Source organism: Streptomyces sp. RLA123 (genome assembly GCF_056270165.1).
The window spans coordinates 4177163-4191784 of the sequence record NZ_JBWDOR010000003.1 but is presented as its reverse complement, the minus strand read 5'-3'; the positions used below and the strand labels follow the sequence as shown (position 1 = coordinate 4191784).

Genomic DNA, 14622 nt, shown 5'->3' with positions numbered 1-14622 from the left:
GTACACATGTGCGGCGCGGATCGTAACACCGGGACATGTACGGAAAACGAGGCAGACGGGCGGCGGATCCCCGGGAGGGTCAGGTGTCCATGGCGATGAGGGCGACGACCGGGCGGGCGCGGTCCGAGTCGTCGACGGCGACGCCCCGGACGTAGGCACCGCGGGCCGCCCCGTCGGCCGCGACCTGGTCGCCCGCGTAGCGGGCGTGCGGCAGACCCTCGGAGTCGTGGCGGCAGGGGTCGGCGTCGGGCTGTCCGGCGCGCAGGACGTGCTCGTCGCCGCTGAGCTTCGGGAAACCGGAGCCGGCGAGGAAGTGCTGGAGGCCGGCCGCCGTGGTGCGGAAGCGCATCTCCAGGTCGTAATTGCCGGACATGCCGCCGGACTGCGCCAGGTAGTGCACGTCCTTCGCGTCGTCCGGGAGCTTCAGCCGGAAGCGCTGGGCGGCCTTGTCCAGGGTGACGTTGCTGCCGCGGCAGGCGCCGCCGGCGTCCGGGGCGGCGCCTGTGCGGGCGTCGTGCCCGCCGGTCAGCGAGACGGCGACGATGACGGCCGCGACCACCAGCGCCAGCGTCAGGCCGACCGACAGCAGGAGCAGGAACGGGGACTTGCCCTGGGCGGGCTCCGGCGTGCTCATCAGGCGGCTTCCGGCTGGCCGCCGAAGCGCTCGCGGTAGGCGTCGAGGTCCTCGTCGGTGATCTTGGCGAAGAGCACGGGCGGGACGGTGAAGGCGGTGCCCGCCGGGACCGCGGACAACGCGCGGGCCTCGTCGGCGGTGACCCAGACCGCGGTGTCGTCCGCCAGCGCGAAGGCACCGCGCATGGCCGCGGCGGAGGCCGGGATGAAGGGCTCGGAGACCACCGCGTACAGGTGGATGAGGTTCATCGCGGTGCGCAGGGTGAGCGCGGCGCCATCCGGATCGGTCTTGATCTCCAGCCAGGGCGCCTTCTCCTCCAGGTAGGAGTTGCCGGCGCTCCACAGTGCGCGCAGCGCCTGCGCGGCCTTGCGGAACTGGAGGTCCTCCATGTGCCGTTCGTACTCCGCGAGGAGCTCGGCGATCTGCGCGCCGAGGCGCTGCTCGGCCTCGCCCGCCGCGGAGCCCGCGGGCACCTCGTCGCCGAAGCGCTTGCGGGAGAAGGACAGCACCCGGTTGACGAAGTTGCCGAGGGTGTCGGCGAGGTCCTTGTTGACCGAGGCCGCGAAGTGCTCCCAGGTGAAGGAGGTGTCGTCGGACTCCGGGGCGTTGGCGATGAGGAAGTACCGCCAGTAGTCGGCGGGCAGGATCTCCAGGGCGGCGTCGGTGAAGATGCCGCGGCGCTGCGAGGTGGAGAACTTGCCGCCGTAGTACGTCAGCCAGTTGAAGGCCTTGACGTAGTCGACCTTCTTCCACTTGTCGCGGGTGCCCAGCAGCGTCGCCGGGAACATCACGGTGTGGAAGGGGACGTTGTCCTTGGCCATGAACTCGGTGTAGCGGACCTCGGTGCCGACGTCGTACCACCAGGAGCGCCAGTCGCGGGTCTCGCCCTCGCCCGCGGCGTCCGCCCACTCCTTGGTGGCGCCGATGTACTCGATCGGCGCGTCGAACCAGACGTAGAAGACCTTGCCCTCGGCCGCGAGTTCCGGCCAGGTGTCGGCCGGGACCGGGACGCCCCAGTCGAGGTCGCGGGTGATCGCGCGGTCCTGGAGGCCCTCGGTGAGCCACTTGCGGGCGATGGAGGAGGCCAGCGTCGGCCAGTCCTTGCCGTGCTCGTCGACCCAGGCCTCAACCTCGTGGGAGAGCTTGGACTGGAGCAGGAAGAGGTGCTTGGTCTCGCGGACCTCCAGCCGGCTGCTGCCGCTGATCGCGGAGCGCGGCTCGATGAGGTCCGTCGGGTCCAGGACGCGGGTGCAGTTCTCGCACTGATCGCCGCGCGCCTTGTCGTAGCCGCAGTGCGGGCAGGTGCCGACGATGTAGCGGTCGGGCAGGAAGCGCTCGTCGTCCAGGGAGTAGACCTGGCGGATGGCGCGCTCCTCGATGAAGCCGTTCTCCTTGAGCTCCCGCGCGATGGCCTGGGTGATCTCCCGGTTCTGCTGCGAGGAGCTGCGGCCGAAGTAGTCGAACGAGAGCGCGAAGCCGTCGTAGATCGCCTTCTGCGCGTCGTGCTGCTGGGCGCAGAACACGTCGACCGGCAGGCCGGCCTCCTGCGCGGCGAGCTCGGCCGGGGTGCCGTGCTCGTCGGTGGCGCAGATGTAGAGGACGTCGTGGCCGCGCTGGCGCAGGTAGCGGGAGTAGACGTCGGCCGGGAGCATGGACCCCACCATGTTGCCCAGGTGCTTGATCCCGTTGATGTACGGAAGGGCGCTGGTGATGAGGTGTCGAGCCATTGCCGGCTGCTCCCAAGTCGCTACTGTGGGTGAGGATTTCCTCTACGGACCGTCAATAGCGTATCCGACCGCGTAGTGCCACCCGTTCGCCGTGCCCGGCATGCGGACATCACGGGACCGTGATCCGGTGGGCGGGTGGATGCTCCCCTTCTGCCGGCCGCCGCGCGTCGGACGGGCGCGTGGTGCGCCGTCGTGCTGCTCCTCGCCGGCGTGGGCGCACTGGTGGTCTGGCTCGTCGTCACCTTCGCGGCGGTCGCGACTCCCGTCCTGCTGGCGCTGCTGGGCAGCGCACTGCTGGGGCCGTTGTACCGATGGCTGCGGACGGTGCGGGTGCAGCGGTCGCTCGCCGCGGCGCTGACGTGCCTGGCCCTTCTGGTGTTCGCCGCGGGCGCCGCGTTCATCGTGGTGCAGAGCCTCATGCACTCCGGGGACCAGATCGTGGCCTCGCTGAAGGACGTGGCCCACAAGGTGATGCCGGAGCTGGGCGTGTCGGGACCCTCCCTGGACAACACCGTCGACAGCCTGAAGTCCTTCGCCACCAAGTACGGCGTCCGGGCCGCCTCCGGGGTCGTGTCCGGCATCAGCATCGTGGGTCAGATCATCGCGACCGCCGTGCTCGCACTGCTGCTGACCTTCTTCTTCCTGCGCGACGGTGGCCGCTTCCCGGTCCTGCTGCGCGAGCTGGCGCCGCACGGCATCGGCCCCCTGCTGGAGCGGATCGCCCATCGCGCTTTCGCCGCGGTGCAGGGCTTCATGCGGGGGACCACGCTGATCGCGCTGATCGACGCCGTGTGCATCACCGTCGGGCTGCTGATCCTGCGGGTGCCCGGGGCGGTGGGACTGGGCGCGCTCGTCTTCGTCGGGGCCTACATTCCCTATTTGGGGGCGTTCATCTCCGGCACGGTGGCGGTCCTCGTGGCGCTGGCGGACCGGGGATGGCTGGTGGCGCTGTGGGCGCTGGGTGTGGTGCTGGCCGTGCAGGTGCTGGAGGGGCACGTGTTGCAGCCGATGATCCAGAGCCGCACCGTCCACATGCACCCGGCGGTGGTGCTGCTCGCGATCACCGCGGGGGCGAGTCTGGCGGGCATCCTCGGGATGCTGCTGGCGGTGCCGATCGCGGCCGCGGCCTTTGGAGCCGTGGACGAACTGCGGCGCCGCGGCGGGGGTGTTCCTCCAGAAGTCGAGGGACCCGTGTCACATCCGGCCGGATAGGGGTTGTTTTTATTACCGACGGGTAGCATCATTACCGACTGGTAAGTGATAAAGCTGCGAGGACTGCGAGCATCCCGCCGTCCGACCGACCCCGACGGAGCCGTCGCCATGGGCCACTACAAGTCAAACCTTCGCGACATCGAGTTCAACCTCTTCGAGGTCCTCGGGCGCGACAAGATCTACGGCACCGGCCCGTTCGCCGAGATGGACGTCGAGACCGCCAAGGACATCCTGGGTGAGATCACGCGCCTCGCGGAGAACGAGCTGGCCGACTCCTTCGCCGACGCCGACCGCAACCCGCCGGTCTTCGACCCCAAGACCAACACGGCGCCGGTCCCGGACAGCTTCAAGAAGAGCTACAAGGCCTTCATGGCCGCCGAGTACTGGCGCCTGGGCCTGCCCGAGGAGATCGGCGGCACGACCGCCCCGCCGTCCCTGATCTGGTCGTACGCGGAGCTGGTCCTCGGCGCGAACCCGGCCATCTGGATGTACACCTCCGGCCCGGCCTTCGCCCGCATCCTCTTCGAGGAGGGCAACGAGGTCCAGAAGAAGATCGCCGCGATGGCCGTCGAGAAGACCTGGGGCTCCACCATGGTCCTCACCGAGCCGGACGCCGGCTCGGACGTGGGCGCCGGCCGCACCAAGGCCGTCGAGCAGGAGGACGGCTCCTGGCACATCGAGGGCGTCAAGCGCTTCATCACCTCCGGTGAGCACGACATGGAGGAGAACATCCTCCACTACGTCCTCGCCCGCCCCGAGGGCGCCGGCCCCGGCACCAAGGGCCTGTCCCTCTTCCTCGTCCCGAAGTACCTCTTCGACTTCGAGACCGGCGAGCTGGGCGAGCGCAACGGCGTCTACGCCACCAACGTCGAGCACAAGATGGGCCTCAAGGCGTCCAACACCTGCGAGATGACCTTCGGCGACAAGCACCCCGCCAAGGGCTGGCTGATCGGCGACAAGCACGACGGCATCCGCCAGATGTTCCGCATCATCGAGTTCGCCCGCATGATGGTCGGCACGAAGGCGATCTCCACGCTCTCCACCGGCTACCTGAACGCGCTGGAGTACGCCAAGGAGCGCGTGCAGGGCCCGGACCTGGCGCAGTTCATGGACAAGAGCGCCCCCAAGGTCACCATCACCCACCACCCCGACGTGCGCCGCTCGCTGCTGACGCAGAAGGCCTACGCCGAGGGCATGCGCGCCCTGGTCCTGTTCACCGCCTCCATCCAGGACGCGATCGCCGCGGCCGAGGTCACCGGCGAGGACGTCACGGAGCTGGAGGCGTTCAACGACCTGCTGCTGCCCATCGTCAAGGGCTACGGCTCCGAGAAGGGCTACGAGCAGCTGGCGCAGTCCCTGCAGGTCTTCGGCGGCTCCGGCTTCCTGCAGGAGTACCCGATCGAGCAGTACATCCGGGACGCCAAGATCGACACCCTCTACGAGGGCACCACCGCGATCCAGGGCCAGGACTACTTCTTCCGGAAGATCGTCCGCAACCAGGGCGCGGCACTGACCACCCTCTCCGAGGAGATCAAGAAGTTCCTCGCCGAGGGCACCGGCGGCGAGGAGCTGGCGGCCGCCCGCGAGCAGCTCGCCAAGGCCGCCGTGGACCTGGAGGCGATCGTCGGCAAGATGCTGACCGACCTCGCCGCCACCGAGAAGGACGTCAAGTCCATCTACAAGGTCGGTCTCAACACCACCCGTCTGCTGCTCGCCTCGGGCGACGTGGTCGTCGGCTACCTGCTGCTCAAGGGCGCGGCCGTGGCGGCCCGGAAGCTGGCCGCCGGCGCCTCCGCCAAGGACACCGCCTTCTACACCGGCAAGATCGCGGCGGCCCGGCACTTCGCCGCCGACGTCCTGCCGCAGGTCTCCGTGGCGCGCTCCGCCGCCGAGAGCGTGACCCTCGATGTGATGGAGCTGCCCGAAGAGGCCTTCTGATCAGGTTGGACCAATTCCGGCCGGGACCGATTGCGGCTACGGCGGCCCGCTCCTGCGAAGAGGAGCGGGCCGCTGTGCGTCCCTATCCTTGAACCATGAACCCTCAGCCCCACTTCGACCGCAGCCACACCGATGACCTCGCCGCCTTCATCGCGGCCGGCCCGTCGCAGTACCACGCGGTCGCCGGTGCCGCCGAGCGCCTGGAGAAGGCCGGTTTCCGGCAGGTCGCCGAGACCGAGCCCTGGAACGGCGAGGCGGGCGGCAGGTACGTGCTGAGGGGCGGCGCGATCGTCGCCTGGTACGTACCCGAGGGCGCGGACCCCGCGACCCCCTTCCGGATCGTCGGGGCGCACACCGACTCCACCAACCTGCGCGTCAAGCCCCGGCCCGACTCCGGCTCCTTCGGATGGCGCCAGATCGCCGTCGAGATCTACGGCGGCGCCCTGCTGAACACCTGGCTCGACCGCGACCTCGGCCTGTCCGGCCGCCTGGTGCTCCGCGACGGCAGCACGCCCCTGGTCCACATCGACCGGCCGCTGCTGCGGGTGCCGCAGCTCGCCGTCCACCTGGACCGCGGCGTCAACGAGAGCGGCCTCAAGCTCGACAAGCAGCGGCACATGCAGCCGGTCTGGGGCCTCGGCGAGACCGACGAGGGCGCGCTGATGGCCTTCCTCGCGGAGGAGACCGGCGTCACCGCCGCCGACATCGTCGGCTGGGACCTCATGACGCACGACGTCCAGCCGCCCGCCTACCTCGGCCGCGACCGCGAGTTCCTGGCCGCCGGCCGGCTGGACAACCTGCTCTCCGTGCACGCCGGGACCGCCGCCCTGGCCGCCGTCGCCGGCGCCGGCGCCGGTCTGCCGTACATCCCGGTGCTGGCCGCCTTCGACCACGAGGAGACCGGCAGCGAGTCCGACACCGGCGCCGCCGGGCCGCTGCTCGGCAACGTCCTGGAGCGCAGCGTCTTCGCCCGCGGCGGCAGCTACGAGGACCGCGCCCGCGCCTTCGCCGGCACCGTGTGCGCCTCCGCCGACACCGGCCACGCCGTCCACCCCAACTACACCGAGAAGCACGACCCGACGCACCGCCCGCTGCCCAACGGCGGCCCGATCCTCAAGGTCAACGTCAGCCAGCGCTACGCCACCGACGGCACCGGCCGCGGCATCTTCGCCGCCGCCTGCGAGCGGGCCGGCGTGCCCTGGCAGTCCTTCGTCTCCAACAACGCCATGCCCTGCGGCACCACCATCGGCCCCATCACCGCCGCCCGGCACGGCATCGCGACCGTCGACGTCGGCGTGCCGATCCTGTCGATGCACTCCGCGCGCGAACTGTGCGGCGCCGACGACCCGTTCCTGCTCGCGAGCGCGCTCAAGGCCTTTCTCGAGCACTGACCGCCGGACTCCGGTCATGAGATGTCCGCCTCCGGGTAGGCGAAGCTCTACCAGCCCCTAGGGCCAGAGCAGTTCGGAGGCGGACATCATGGGCATCGGCGGTTGCATCGGTCTCATCGCGGTGGGGGCCATCCTCACCTTCGCGACCGACTGGCACATGGCCGGGGTCAACCTGGACCTGGTCGGCCTCATCATGATGGCGGTCGGCGTCATCGGCGTGGCCGCGTACGTCAGCATCTTCAAGCGGCGCCGGATCGTGGAGCCGGTGCCGGTCGTCGAGGAACGGGACCGTCACTACCCGCGCATCTGACCGGCATGACGGCGCCTCAGGCGTCCATGCCCGCCAGCACCAGGGCCAGGCGGGTGTCCCCGTCGCCGCTCAGCCGCACGGGGACACCCCAGTCCTGCTGGTGCACATGGCAGGCCGGGAACTCGTTGTCCGGGTCGTCGTCGCACGAGGCGGCCATCGCCGACACGTGCAGCACCCCTTCCGCCACCTCGGCGTTGAGCACGAGGTCCCGGAAGAGGTCCGTTCCCTTCCCCTCGCCCTCCAGCAGCAGTCCGGGCGGCGTCGAACTCACCAGCAGCCGGGTCGACGGCCCGTAGCGCTGGTCCAGCTTCTGGCCGGCCGGCGCGGTGAAGACCACGTCCAGCCGCAGCGCCCCCGGCGCCACCTCCGTGGCGGGACGCTGCGTGCGGTGCGCCGCGGCCTCCACCCGCACCGCCTCCTCGGGCAGCCGCAGCCGCGTCAGGCGGTGCCGCGCCGACTCCACGACCACCACCTCGTCGCCGTCCAGCACGGCCCCGGAGGGCTCGCGCAGATCGGTCGCGAGGGTGGTCACCTCACCCGAGGCCGGGTCGAAACGGCGCAGAGCGTGGTTGTACGTGTCGCTGACCGCGACCGAGCCGTCGGGCAGCGCCGTCACGCCCAGCGGGTGCTGGAGCAGCGCCTGCTCCGCGGGGCCGTCGCGGTGGCCGAAGTCGAACAGTCCCGTGCCGACCGCGGTGCGCACCGCGTAGCCGTCGCCGCCGTCGCCGTTCCGCTCCACCCAGCGCAGCGCGCTGGTCTCGGAGTCGGCGACCCACAGCCGGTCCTCCGCGGCCGCCAGGCCTGACGGCTGCGCGAACCAGGCCTCGTCCGCCGCGCCGTCCAGCAGGCCCTCGTTGGTCGTGCCGGCCGCGACCCGCACGCTGCCGTCCTGCGGGTCGTACGTCCACAGCTGGTGGACGCCGGCCATGGCGATCCACACCTTGCCGTCCCACCAGGCCACGTCCCACGGCGAGGACAGGTCCACCTCCAGGGCCGGGCCCGAGGTCGCCGACCCCTGCCACCACTGCCGGCCCGTCCCGGCCACCGTCTCCAGGGCGCCGCTGTCCGGGTCGAACGTGCGCAGCCGGTGGTTCACGGTGTCCGCGACGACCACCGTGCCGTCCGGCAGCAGCGCCAGGCCCTGCGGCTCGTTGAAGTCGCCCGGCTCCCCGATCCGGCGCACCACGGTCTCGGTGTCCGGCGCGGTCTCCACCAGCTGGTGCCGCGCGGAGTCCGACACCAGCAGATTCCCCGACGGCAGCCGCAGCGCCTTCCCCGGGAACCGCAGGTGCGTCGCCACGGGCTCCGGCGGCACGTACGGCCCGTCCCCGCGCCGCAGCGTGCCCTTCGCCGCGTGCTCCTCCTCCAGCTCCGTGACCAGCGCCTCCAGCGCGTGCGCGTGGCCCTCCCCGGAGTGCTGGGCGACGATGTAGCCCTCGGGGTCGATCACGGTGAGCGTGGGCCAGGCCCGTACGGCGTACTGCTTCCACGTCGCCAGCTCGGGATCGTCCAGCACGGGGTGGTGCACCCCGTACCGCTCCACGGCGTCCACGACCGCCTGGTGCTCCGCCTCGTGCACGAACTTCGGCGAGTGCACGCCGACGATCACCACGGTGTCGCGGTGCTTCTCCTCCAGCTCGCGCAGCTCGTCCAGGACGTGCAGGCAGTTGATGCAGCAGAACGTCCAAAAGTCCACGAGAACGCACTTACCTCGGAGTTCGGCAAGGGTGATCTCTTTGCCTCCGGTGTTGAGCCATCCGCCCTTGCCAATCAATTCGGGGGCACGGACACGGGCACGGCGGGAGGCGGGAGCGGCGTCGTTCATACTGCAAGGATGCCATCCGGGCCCGGACACCTGTTCAGGCGCAAGGGACACGGCGCAGGGGGCGGCGGATGGCTGCGGGCGGGAACGGGACGACTGCTGGCGGGACAGCACCGAAAGCACAGGTGTTCTGACACTGCCAGAGAGGACGGAGGACCGGAAGGGCGCGTTCCAGGCGTGCCTGGCAGATGTCGTGCGGAGCCTCGGGCTCGACGTCGCCTCCGAATCGGAGCGCAGTGATCTCCGGACCTGGGAGCATCGCGCCCGGGGAGCGCTGCCCGACGCATGCCGCCGGGGCATGGCCTCTCCGAAGAGTCCTTCGGCGTGCTACTCAAGACAGCCGTCCACGATCCCGACCCGAGCTTCAACCGACAGTTCATCGAGCCTGCCCTGAACGCATTCGGGCACGGGCGCGTCCAATTCGCGCTGCTCGAGTACCTGCGAACAGGCACGGACCTTGAACGGGCGGGCGCCGCGCGGGCCTGGTACTGGTCGGCCCTGCCCTTGCGGATGCCCCTGGTGAGGGCGCAAGACCCTGGCGCGGGCGACGTGACCGAGACCGATGATGGCTCGTCCGTGGTGGCCGAATGGAACGAGGCCGCTCTGCGCGCGTTCGTGACCAACGAGCACCTGGACGTCCGGCGCTGCATCCTGCCGGGTCCGCCCTTCGCAAGTCGGCCTACTCGCCGGAGATGCACGACCTGGTGGACATGGCGGTGGCGATAGCTCGGTCGCATCCGGACGAGTACATCCGTCACCGCGTGGAACACCAGATCGAGTATTTCTATGTATCCCGTAGTTCCGAGAGGGTCAGTTACTTGGCGTCCGTGTTCAGCCAGCCACCCTGGCCGATCAGCTCGAGGCCGCGGACACGGGCAATGGGAGAGGCGGGGATGGCATCGTTCATGATGCAAAGGGCCTGAGTGCCCGGTGGGTACCGCGGTCATCTTGAGAGTGATCTTCTGTTTCACAGGGGCCTCACCGGCCCCTGCCTACTGCGGCTTTGGGCCAGAGCGCGGCCAGGGCGGGCAGGCGCCGGGCCACCTCGGCCGTGTCGCCGAAGTCGAAGCGCCAGGCCGGGTCGAGGTCCTGGTAGCGGATGGTGAAGGCGTCGGCGGGAAGCTCCTCGCCGGTCGCCGTCAGATGCGCGTCCCAGGCGATGGCGAGCGTCGCCTCGCCATCGAGGTCCGGGCCGGCGCCGGTGCACGCCGCACGGACGGCGGGGAGACCGGCGAGGGAGTCGGGATCGGCGACGGCGCGGTCGAAGACCTCGCGGCCCTGGGTGATCAACCAGCCGCGGAAGTAGTCGAATCCGTCGTCCGAGCAACCGCCGTTGATCAGATAGGCGGCGGCCCACAGGGGCGCGCGACAGGAAGCCGCCACGAGATCCCACAGGACCTGCTGGGCGGCGACGATGCGCTCCCGGGGCTGTTCCGCGAGCAGCGCGGAAGCCCGGTCGGCGACCGCCTCGGGGTCCGTGGGGTCGGGGACTTGGCCGCGGGCGTCCTCGATGAGCCGCCAGAACTGTCGGATGTCCATACCGGCGCGGTGTGCCGGAGCGGTCCGACGAAGCGGTGGCTCAGGGTCGTAGGTCGCCCACGACGTCGGTGGTGGCGATGAGGCCGGAGTGGATGGTGGGGGCCAGGCTGGAGCTCGCGAGGCAGAAGCCGAGGAGCATGCAGAGCAGTGCGTGGGAGATCTTCAGCGACTTGGCGCGCAGGAGCACCAGCGTGAGGACTGCCAGCAGCAGGATCAGCGAGATGGATACCGCCATGGCCGTATGACGTCACAGATACGGCCCGCATGGGGGGCGACACGCCCGAGAAGGGCCCGGACGCACACACGTCCGGGCCCTTCTCGATGGTGTGACGGGGTGATCAGGCCCAGGTCATCAGGCGCTTGGGGTACTCCAGGATCGCCGCGACATCGGCGAGGACCTTGGAGCCGAGCTCGCCGTCCACCAGACGGTGGTCGAAGGAGAGCGCGAGCGTGGTGACTTGGCGGGGCTTGACCTTGCCCTTGTGGACCCAGGGCATGTCCTTGACCGCGCCGAAGGCGAGGATCGCGGACTCCCCGGGGTTGAGGATGGGCGTGCCGGTGTCGATGCCGAAGACACCGACGTTGGTGATGGTGACCGTGCCGCCCTGCATGGCGGCCGGCGAGGTCTTGCCCTCACGTGCCGTGGCGACCAGTTCGCCGAGGGCGGCGGCCAGTTCGGGCAGTGTCCTGGCCTGGGCGTCCTTGATGTTGGGGACGATCAGGCCGCGCGGGGTGGCCGCGGCGATGCCGAGGTTGACGTATCCCTTGTGGACGATCTCCTGGTTCGCCTCGTCCCAGGCGGCGTTGACCTCCGGGTTGCGCCGGATCGCCAGGAGCAGGGCCTTGGCGACGAGCAGGAGCGGGCCGACCTTGAGACCGACGAAGGCCGGGTCGGTCTTGAGCTCCTGGACCAGCCGCATGGTGCGGGTGATGTCGAAGGTGACGAACTCGGTCACGTGCGGAGCGGTGAAGGCGCTGGCCACCATCGCGGCGGCCGTGGCCTTGCGGACGCCCTTGATCGGGACGCGGGTCTCCAGGGGCGCCGTCGCCGTCGCAGCCGCCACGGGAGCGGTCTGGACGGCCGCCGGGGCCGCGGCGGAGGCTGCGGTCGCGGGGACGGCCGGGACCGCCGGAGCGACCGCGTTCTGGACGTCCTCGCGGGTGATGGTGCCCTGCGGACCGGTCGGGACGATCCCCGCGAGGTCCACGCCGAGGTCCTTGGCGAGCTTACGCACGGGCGGCTTGGCCAGCGGGCGCACCTCGGCCGGTGCGAAACCCGCCGCGGCGGTAGCGGCCGGAGCCGCGGGCACGGCCGGCACGGCCGGGGCGTGTCCGTTGAGCTCGGCCTGGAGCGCGCCCGCGGCGGCACCCTGGGCCGGTACGGCCGCCTGCTTGCGCGGGCGGCGCTTGGTCGAGGAGACGGCGACGCCGTAACCGACCAGCACGGGCTGGCGCTTCTGCTCGGGCTCGGCCGCGGCGGCCGGGGCCTGTGCGGGAACGGCCTCGGGGGCCGGTGCCTCCTCCGCCTCGCCGTGGCCGGTGTCCACGGCGATGATCACCGTGCCGACGTCGACCGTCTCGCCCTCGGGGAAGCGCAGTTCGTGCACGATCCCGTCGAAGGGGATCGGCAGCTCGACGGCGGCCTTGGCGGTCTCGACCTCGCAGACCACCTGGCCGTCGGTGACGGTGTCACCGGGCTTGACGTACCACTTGAGGATTTCCGCCTCCGTGAGTCCCTCGCCGACATCCGGCATCTTGAACTCGCGGAAGCGCTGCGGTGCTGCCACTGTCGTCACAACCCTCTCCTCAGTACGCCAGTGCGCGGTCGACCACGTCGAGTACGCGGTCCAGGCCCGGCAGGTACTCCTCCTCGACCCGGGCCGGGGGGTACGGCGCGTGGAAGCCGCCGACCCGCAGCACGGGTGCCTCGAGGTGGTAGAAGCACCGCTCGGTGATCCTGGCCGCGATCTCCGCGCCGGTGCCCAGCTGTACGGGGGCCTCGTGCACGACGACCAGGCGGCGGGTCTTCTCGACCGACGCCTGGATCGCGTCGAAGTCCATCGGCGACAGGGACCGGAGGTCCACCACCTCAAGGCTACGGCCCTCCTCGGCGGCCGCGGCGGCGGCCTCCAGGCAGACCTTCACCATCGGGCCGTAGGCGACCAGCGTGAGGTCGGTGCCCTCCAGGACCGTACGGGCCTTGTGCAGCGGCGCGGGGATGGCCTCGGTGTCGACCTCGCCCTTGTCCCAGTAGCGCCGCTTGGGCTCCTGGAAGATCACCGGGTCGTCGGACTCGATCGCCTGCTGGAGCATCCAGTAGGCGTCCTGCGGGGTCGACGGGGTGACGACCTTGAGTCCTGCGGTGTGCGCGAAGTACGCCTCGGGCGACTCGCTGTGGTGCTCCACGGCGCCGATGCCGCCGCCGAAGGGGATGCGGATGACGACCGGCAGCTTGATCTTGCCCAGGGCGCGCGCGTGCATCTTGGCGAGCTGGGTGACGATCTGGTCGTACGCGGGGTAGACGAAGCCGTCGAACTGGATCTCGACGACCGGGCGGTAGCCGCGCAGGGCCAGGCCGATCGCGGTGCCGACGATGCCGGACTCGGCGAGCGGGGTGTCGATGACCCGCTCCTCGCCGAAGTCCTTCTGCAGGCCGTCGGTGATCCGGAAGACACCGCCGAGCTTGCCGATGTCCTCGCCCATGAGGACGACCTTGGGGTCGGTGTCCAGGGCCTTGCGCAGCGCCTCGTTGAGGGCCTTGGCGATGGTCATCGTTGCCATGTCAGTGGCCCTCCTCGAAGGTGGCGAGGTACTCGGCGAACTGGGCGCGCTCCTCGTCGACCAGCGCGTGTCCGTCGGCGTAGACGTTCTCGAAGATCGACATCGGGTCGGGGTCGGGCATGGCGCGCACGGCCTCGCGGACCCGCTTGCCGAGCGCCAGGCTCTCCTCCTCGATCCCGGCGAGGAACGCCTCGTCCGCGATGCCCTGCTTCTCCAGGTAGGCCCGCAGCCGCAGGATCGGGTCCTTGCTCTCCCACTGCTCGCGCTCCTCGTCGAGGCGGTAGCGGGTGGGGTCGTCGGAGGTGGTGTGGGCACCCATGCGGTACGTGAAGGCCTCGACCAGCATCGGGCCCTGGCCGGAGCGGGCGTGCTCCAGGGCGGCGCGGGTGACCGCGAGCACCGCGAGGACGTCGTTGCCGTCCACCCGCACGCCCGGGAAGCCGTAGCCGGCGGCGCGCTGGTAGAGCGGGACGCGGGTCTGCTTCTCGGTGGGCTCGGAGATCGCCCACTGGTTGTTCTGGCAGAAGAAGACCACGGGCGCGTTGTAGACGGCGGCGAAGGTGAAGGCCTCCGCGACGTCGCCCTGGCTGGAGGCACCGTCGCCGAAGTAGGCGATGACGGCGGAGTCCGCGCCGTCCTTGGTGATGCCCATCGCGTAGCCGGTGGCGTGCAGCGTCTGGGAGCCGATGACGATCGTGTACAGGTGGAAGTTGTTCTCGTTGGGGTCCCAGCCGCCGTGGTTGACCCCGCGGAACATGCCCAGCAGATTGACCGGGTCCACCCCGCGGCACCAGGCGACGCCGTGCTCGCGATAGGTGGGGAAGACGTAGTCGTCCGACCGGGTCGCCCGGCCCGAGCCGATCTGCGCGGCCTCCTGACCGAGCAGCGAGGCCCACAGACCCAGCTCGCCCTGTCGCTGCAGGGACGTGGCCTCCGCGTCGAAACGGCGGGTCAGGACCATGTCCCGGTACAGACCGCGCAGCTCTTCGGGGCTCAGGTCGATGGAATACTCACTGTGCTCGACGCGATCGCCCTCGGGAGTCAGGAGCTGCACCAGCTCCGGCTCGGCCTCACGGCGCTTCGCGCCACCGCGGGTGCCCGTACGGGGCGTACGGGGCTTCGCGGCAGTGCTTTTCACGCTCACGCTTGCTCCTCCGTCTGTCCGGCCCCCGGGATCCGCCGGCGGCCAGTGCGGCTCCTACCGTCTCGTCGCGGCGCACGGGGTGTGTGCGGCACGGCCGAGCCGGGAGTATTGATGGACCCGGCAG

The 14622-nt window shown here is 70.6% G+C and carries 13 protein-coding genes; 5 read left to right on the top strand and 8 right to left on the bottom strand.

The features are described 5' to 3' along the window. Positions 1-79: 79 nt before the first annotated feature. Together RV983_RS19000 and metG are read right to left on the bottom strand one after the other, a co-directional pair. Positions 80-634 carry a hypothetical protein gene (locus RV983_RS19000; RefSeq protein ID WP_475986952.1) on the bottom strand — a complete coding sequence of 185 codons (555 nt, stop codon included), beginning with the start codon at positions 632-634 and terminating at the stop codon, positions 80-82. After that, positions 634-2361, bottom strand: a complete 1728-nt coding sequence (gene metG / locus RV983_RS18995) for a methionine--tRNA ligase (protein ID WP_475986951.1) — start codon at positions 2359-2361, stop codon at positions 634-636. Before metG ends, RV983_RS19000 begins: the two co-directional genes overlap by 1 nt. 135 nt (positions 2362-2496) lie before the next feature. On the opposite strand from metG, the gene RV983_RS18990 reads away from it, so the two are divergent. The 4 genes from RV983_RS18990 to RV983_RS18975 all read left to right on the top strand — a co-directional run bounded on the left by RV983_RS18990 (position 2497) and on the right by RV983_RS18975 (position 7212). Beyond that, entirely contained in the window at positions 2497-3573 is a 1077-nt protein-coding gene (locus RV983_RS18990; RefSeq protein ID WP_475986950.1) for an AI-2E family transporter, read from the top strand. Between the two features lie 108 nt (positions 3574-3681). Then, entirely contained in the window at positions 3682-5511 is a 1830-nt protein-coding gene (locus tag RV983_RS18985) for an acyl-CoA dehydrogenase (protein ID WP_475990378.1), read from the top strand. Positions 5512-5606: 95 nt separating this feature from the next. Then, positions 5607-6902: a M18 family aminopeptidase gene (locus RV983_RS18980; protein ID WP_475986949.1), complete on the top strand. Its 1296-nt coding sequence runs from the start codon at positions 5607-5609 to the stop codon at positions 6900-6902. 88 nt (positions 6903-6990) lie between these two features. Continuing rightward, positions 6991-7212, top strand: coding sequence for a hypothetical protein (locus RV983_RS18975; protein ID WP_475986948.1), 222 nt, complete (start codon positions 6991-6993; stop codon positions 7210-7212). 16 nt (positions 7213-7228) lie between these two features. Here the strand turns inward: RV983_RS18975 and RV983_RS18970 are convergent, their stop codons facing one another. Continuing rightward, positions 7229-9037: an NHL domain-containing thioredoxin family protein gene (locus RV983_RS18970; RefSeq protein ID WP_475986947.1), complete on the bottom strand. Its 1809-nt coding sequence runs from the start codon at positions 9035-9037 to the stop codon at positions 7229-7231. 282 nt (positions 9038-9319) lie between these two features. Here RV983_RS18970 and RV983_RS18965 point away from each other — a divergent pair, with 282 nt between their 5' ends. Further along, entirely contained in the window at positions 9320-9760 is a 441-nt protein-coding gene (locus tag RV983_RS18965; RefSeq protein ID WP_475986946.1) for a hypothetical protein, read from the top strand. A 252-nt stretch (positions 9761-10012) separates the two neighbouring features. On the opposite strand, the gene RV983_RS18960 is transcribed toward RV983_RS18965, so the two are convergent. From RV983_RS18960 to pdhA, 5 genes are all read right to left on the bottom strand, one after another. After that, positions 10013-10573, bottom strand: coding sequence for a DUF4240 domain-containing protein (locus RV983_RS18960; RefSeq protein ID WP_475986945.1), 561 nt, complete (start codon positions 10571-10573; stop codon positions 10013-10015). A 40-nt stretch (positions 10574-10613) separates the two neighbouring features. Next, positions 10614-10808 (bottom strand): hypothetical protein, encoded by a 195-nt coding sequence (locus RV983_RS18955; protein WP_475986944.1) that lies wholly within the window; start codon positions 10806-10808, stop codon positions 10614-10616. Positions 10809-10911: 103 nt separating this feature from the next. After that, positions 10912-12327 (bottom strand): dihydrolipoamide acetyltransferase family protein, encoded by a 1416-nt coding sequence (locus RV983_RS18950; RefSeq protein ID WP_475990377.1) that lies wholly within the window; start codon positions 12325-12327, stop codon positions 10912-10914. Positions 12328-12379: 52 nt separating this feature from the next. Continuing rightward, complete coding sequence (locus RV983_RS18945; protein WP_475986943.1) at positions 12380-13354, bottom strand: alpha-ketoacid dehydrogenase subunit beta; 975 nt, start codon at positions 13352-13354, stop codon at positions 12380-12382. Position 13355: 1 nt separating this feature from the next. Then, positions 13356-14498, bottom strand: coding sequence for a pyruvate dehydrogenase (acetyl-transferring) E1 component subunit alpha (pdhA, locus tag RV983_RS18940; protein WP_475986942.1), 1143 nt, complete (start codon positions 14496-14498; stop codon positions 13356-13358). Between the last annotated feature and the right edge of the window lie 124 nt (positions 14499-14622).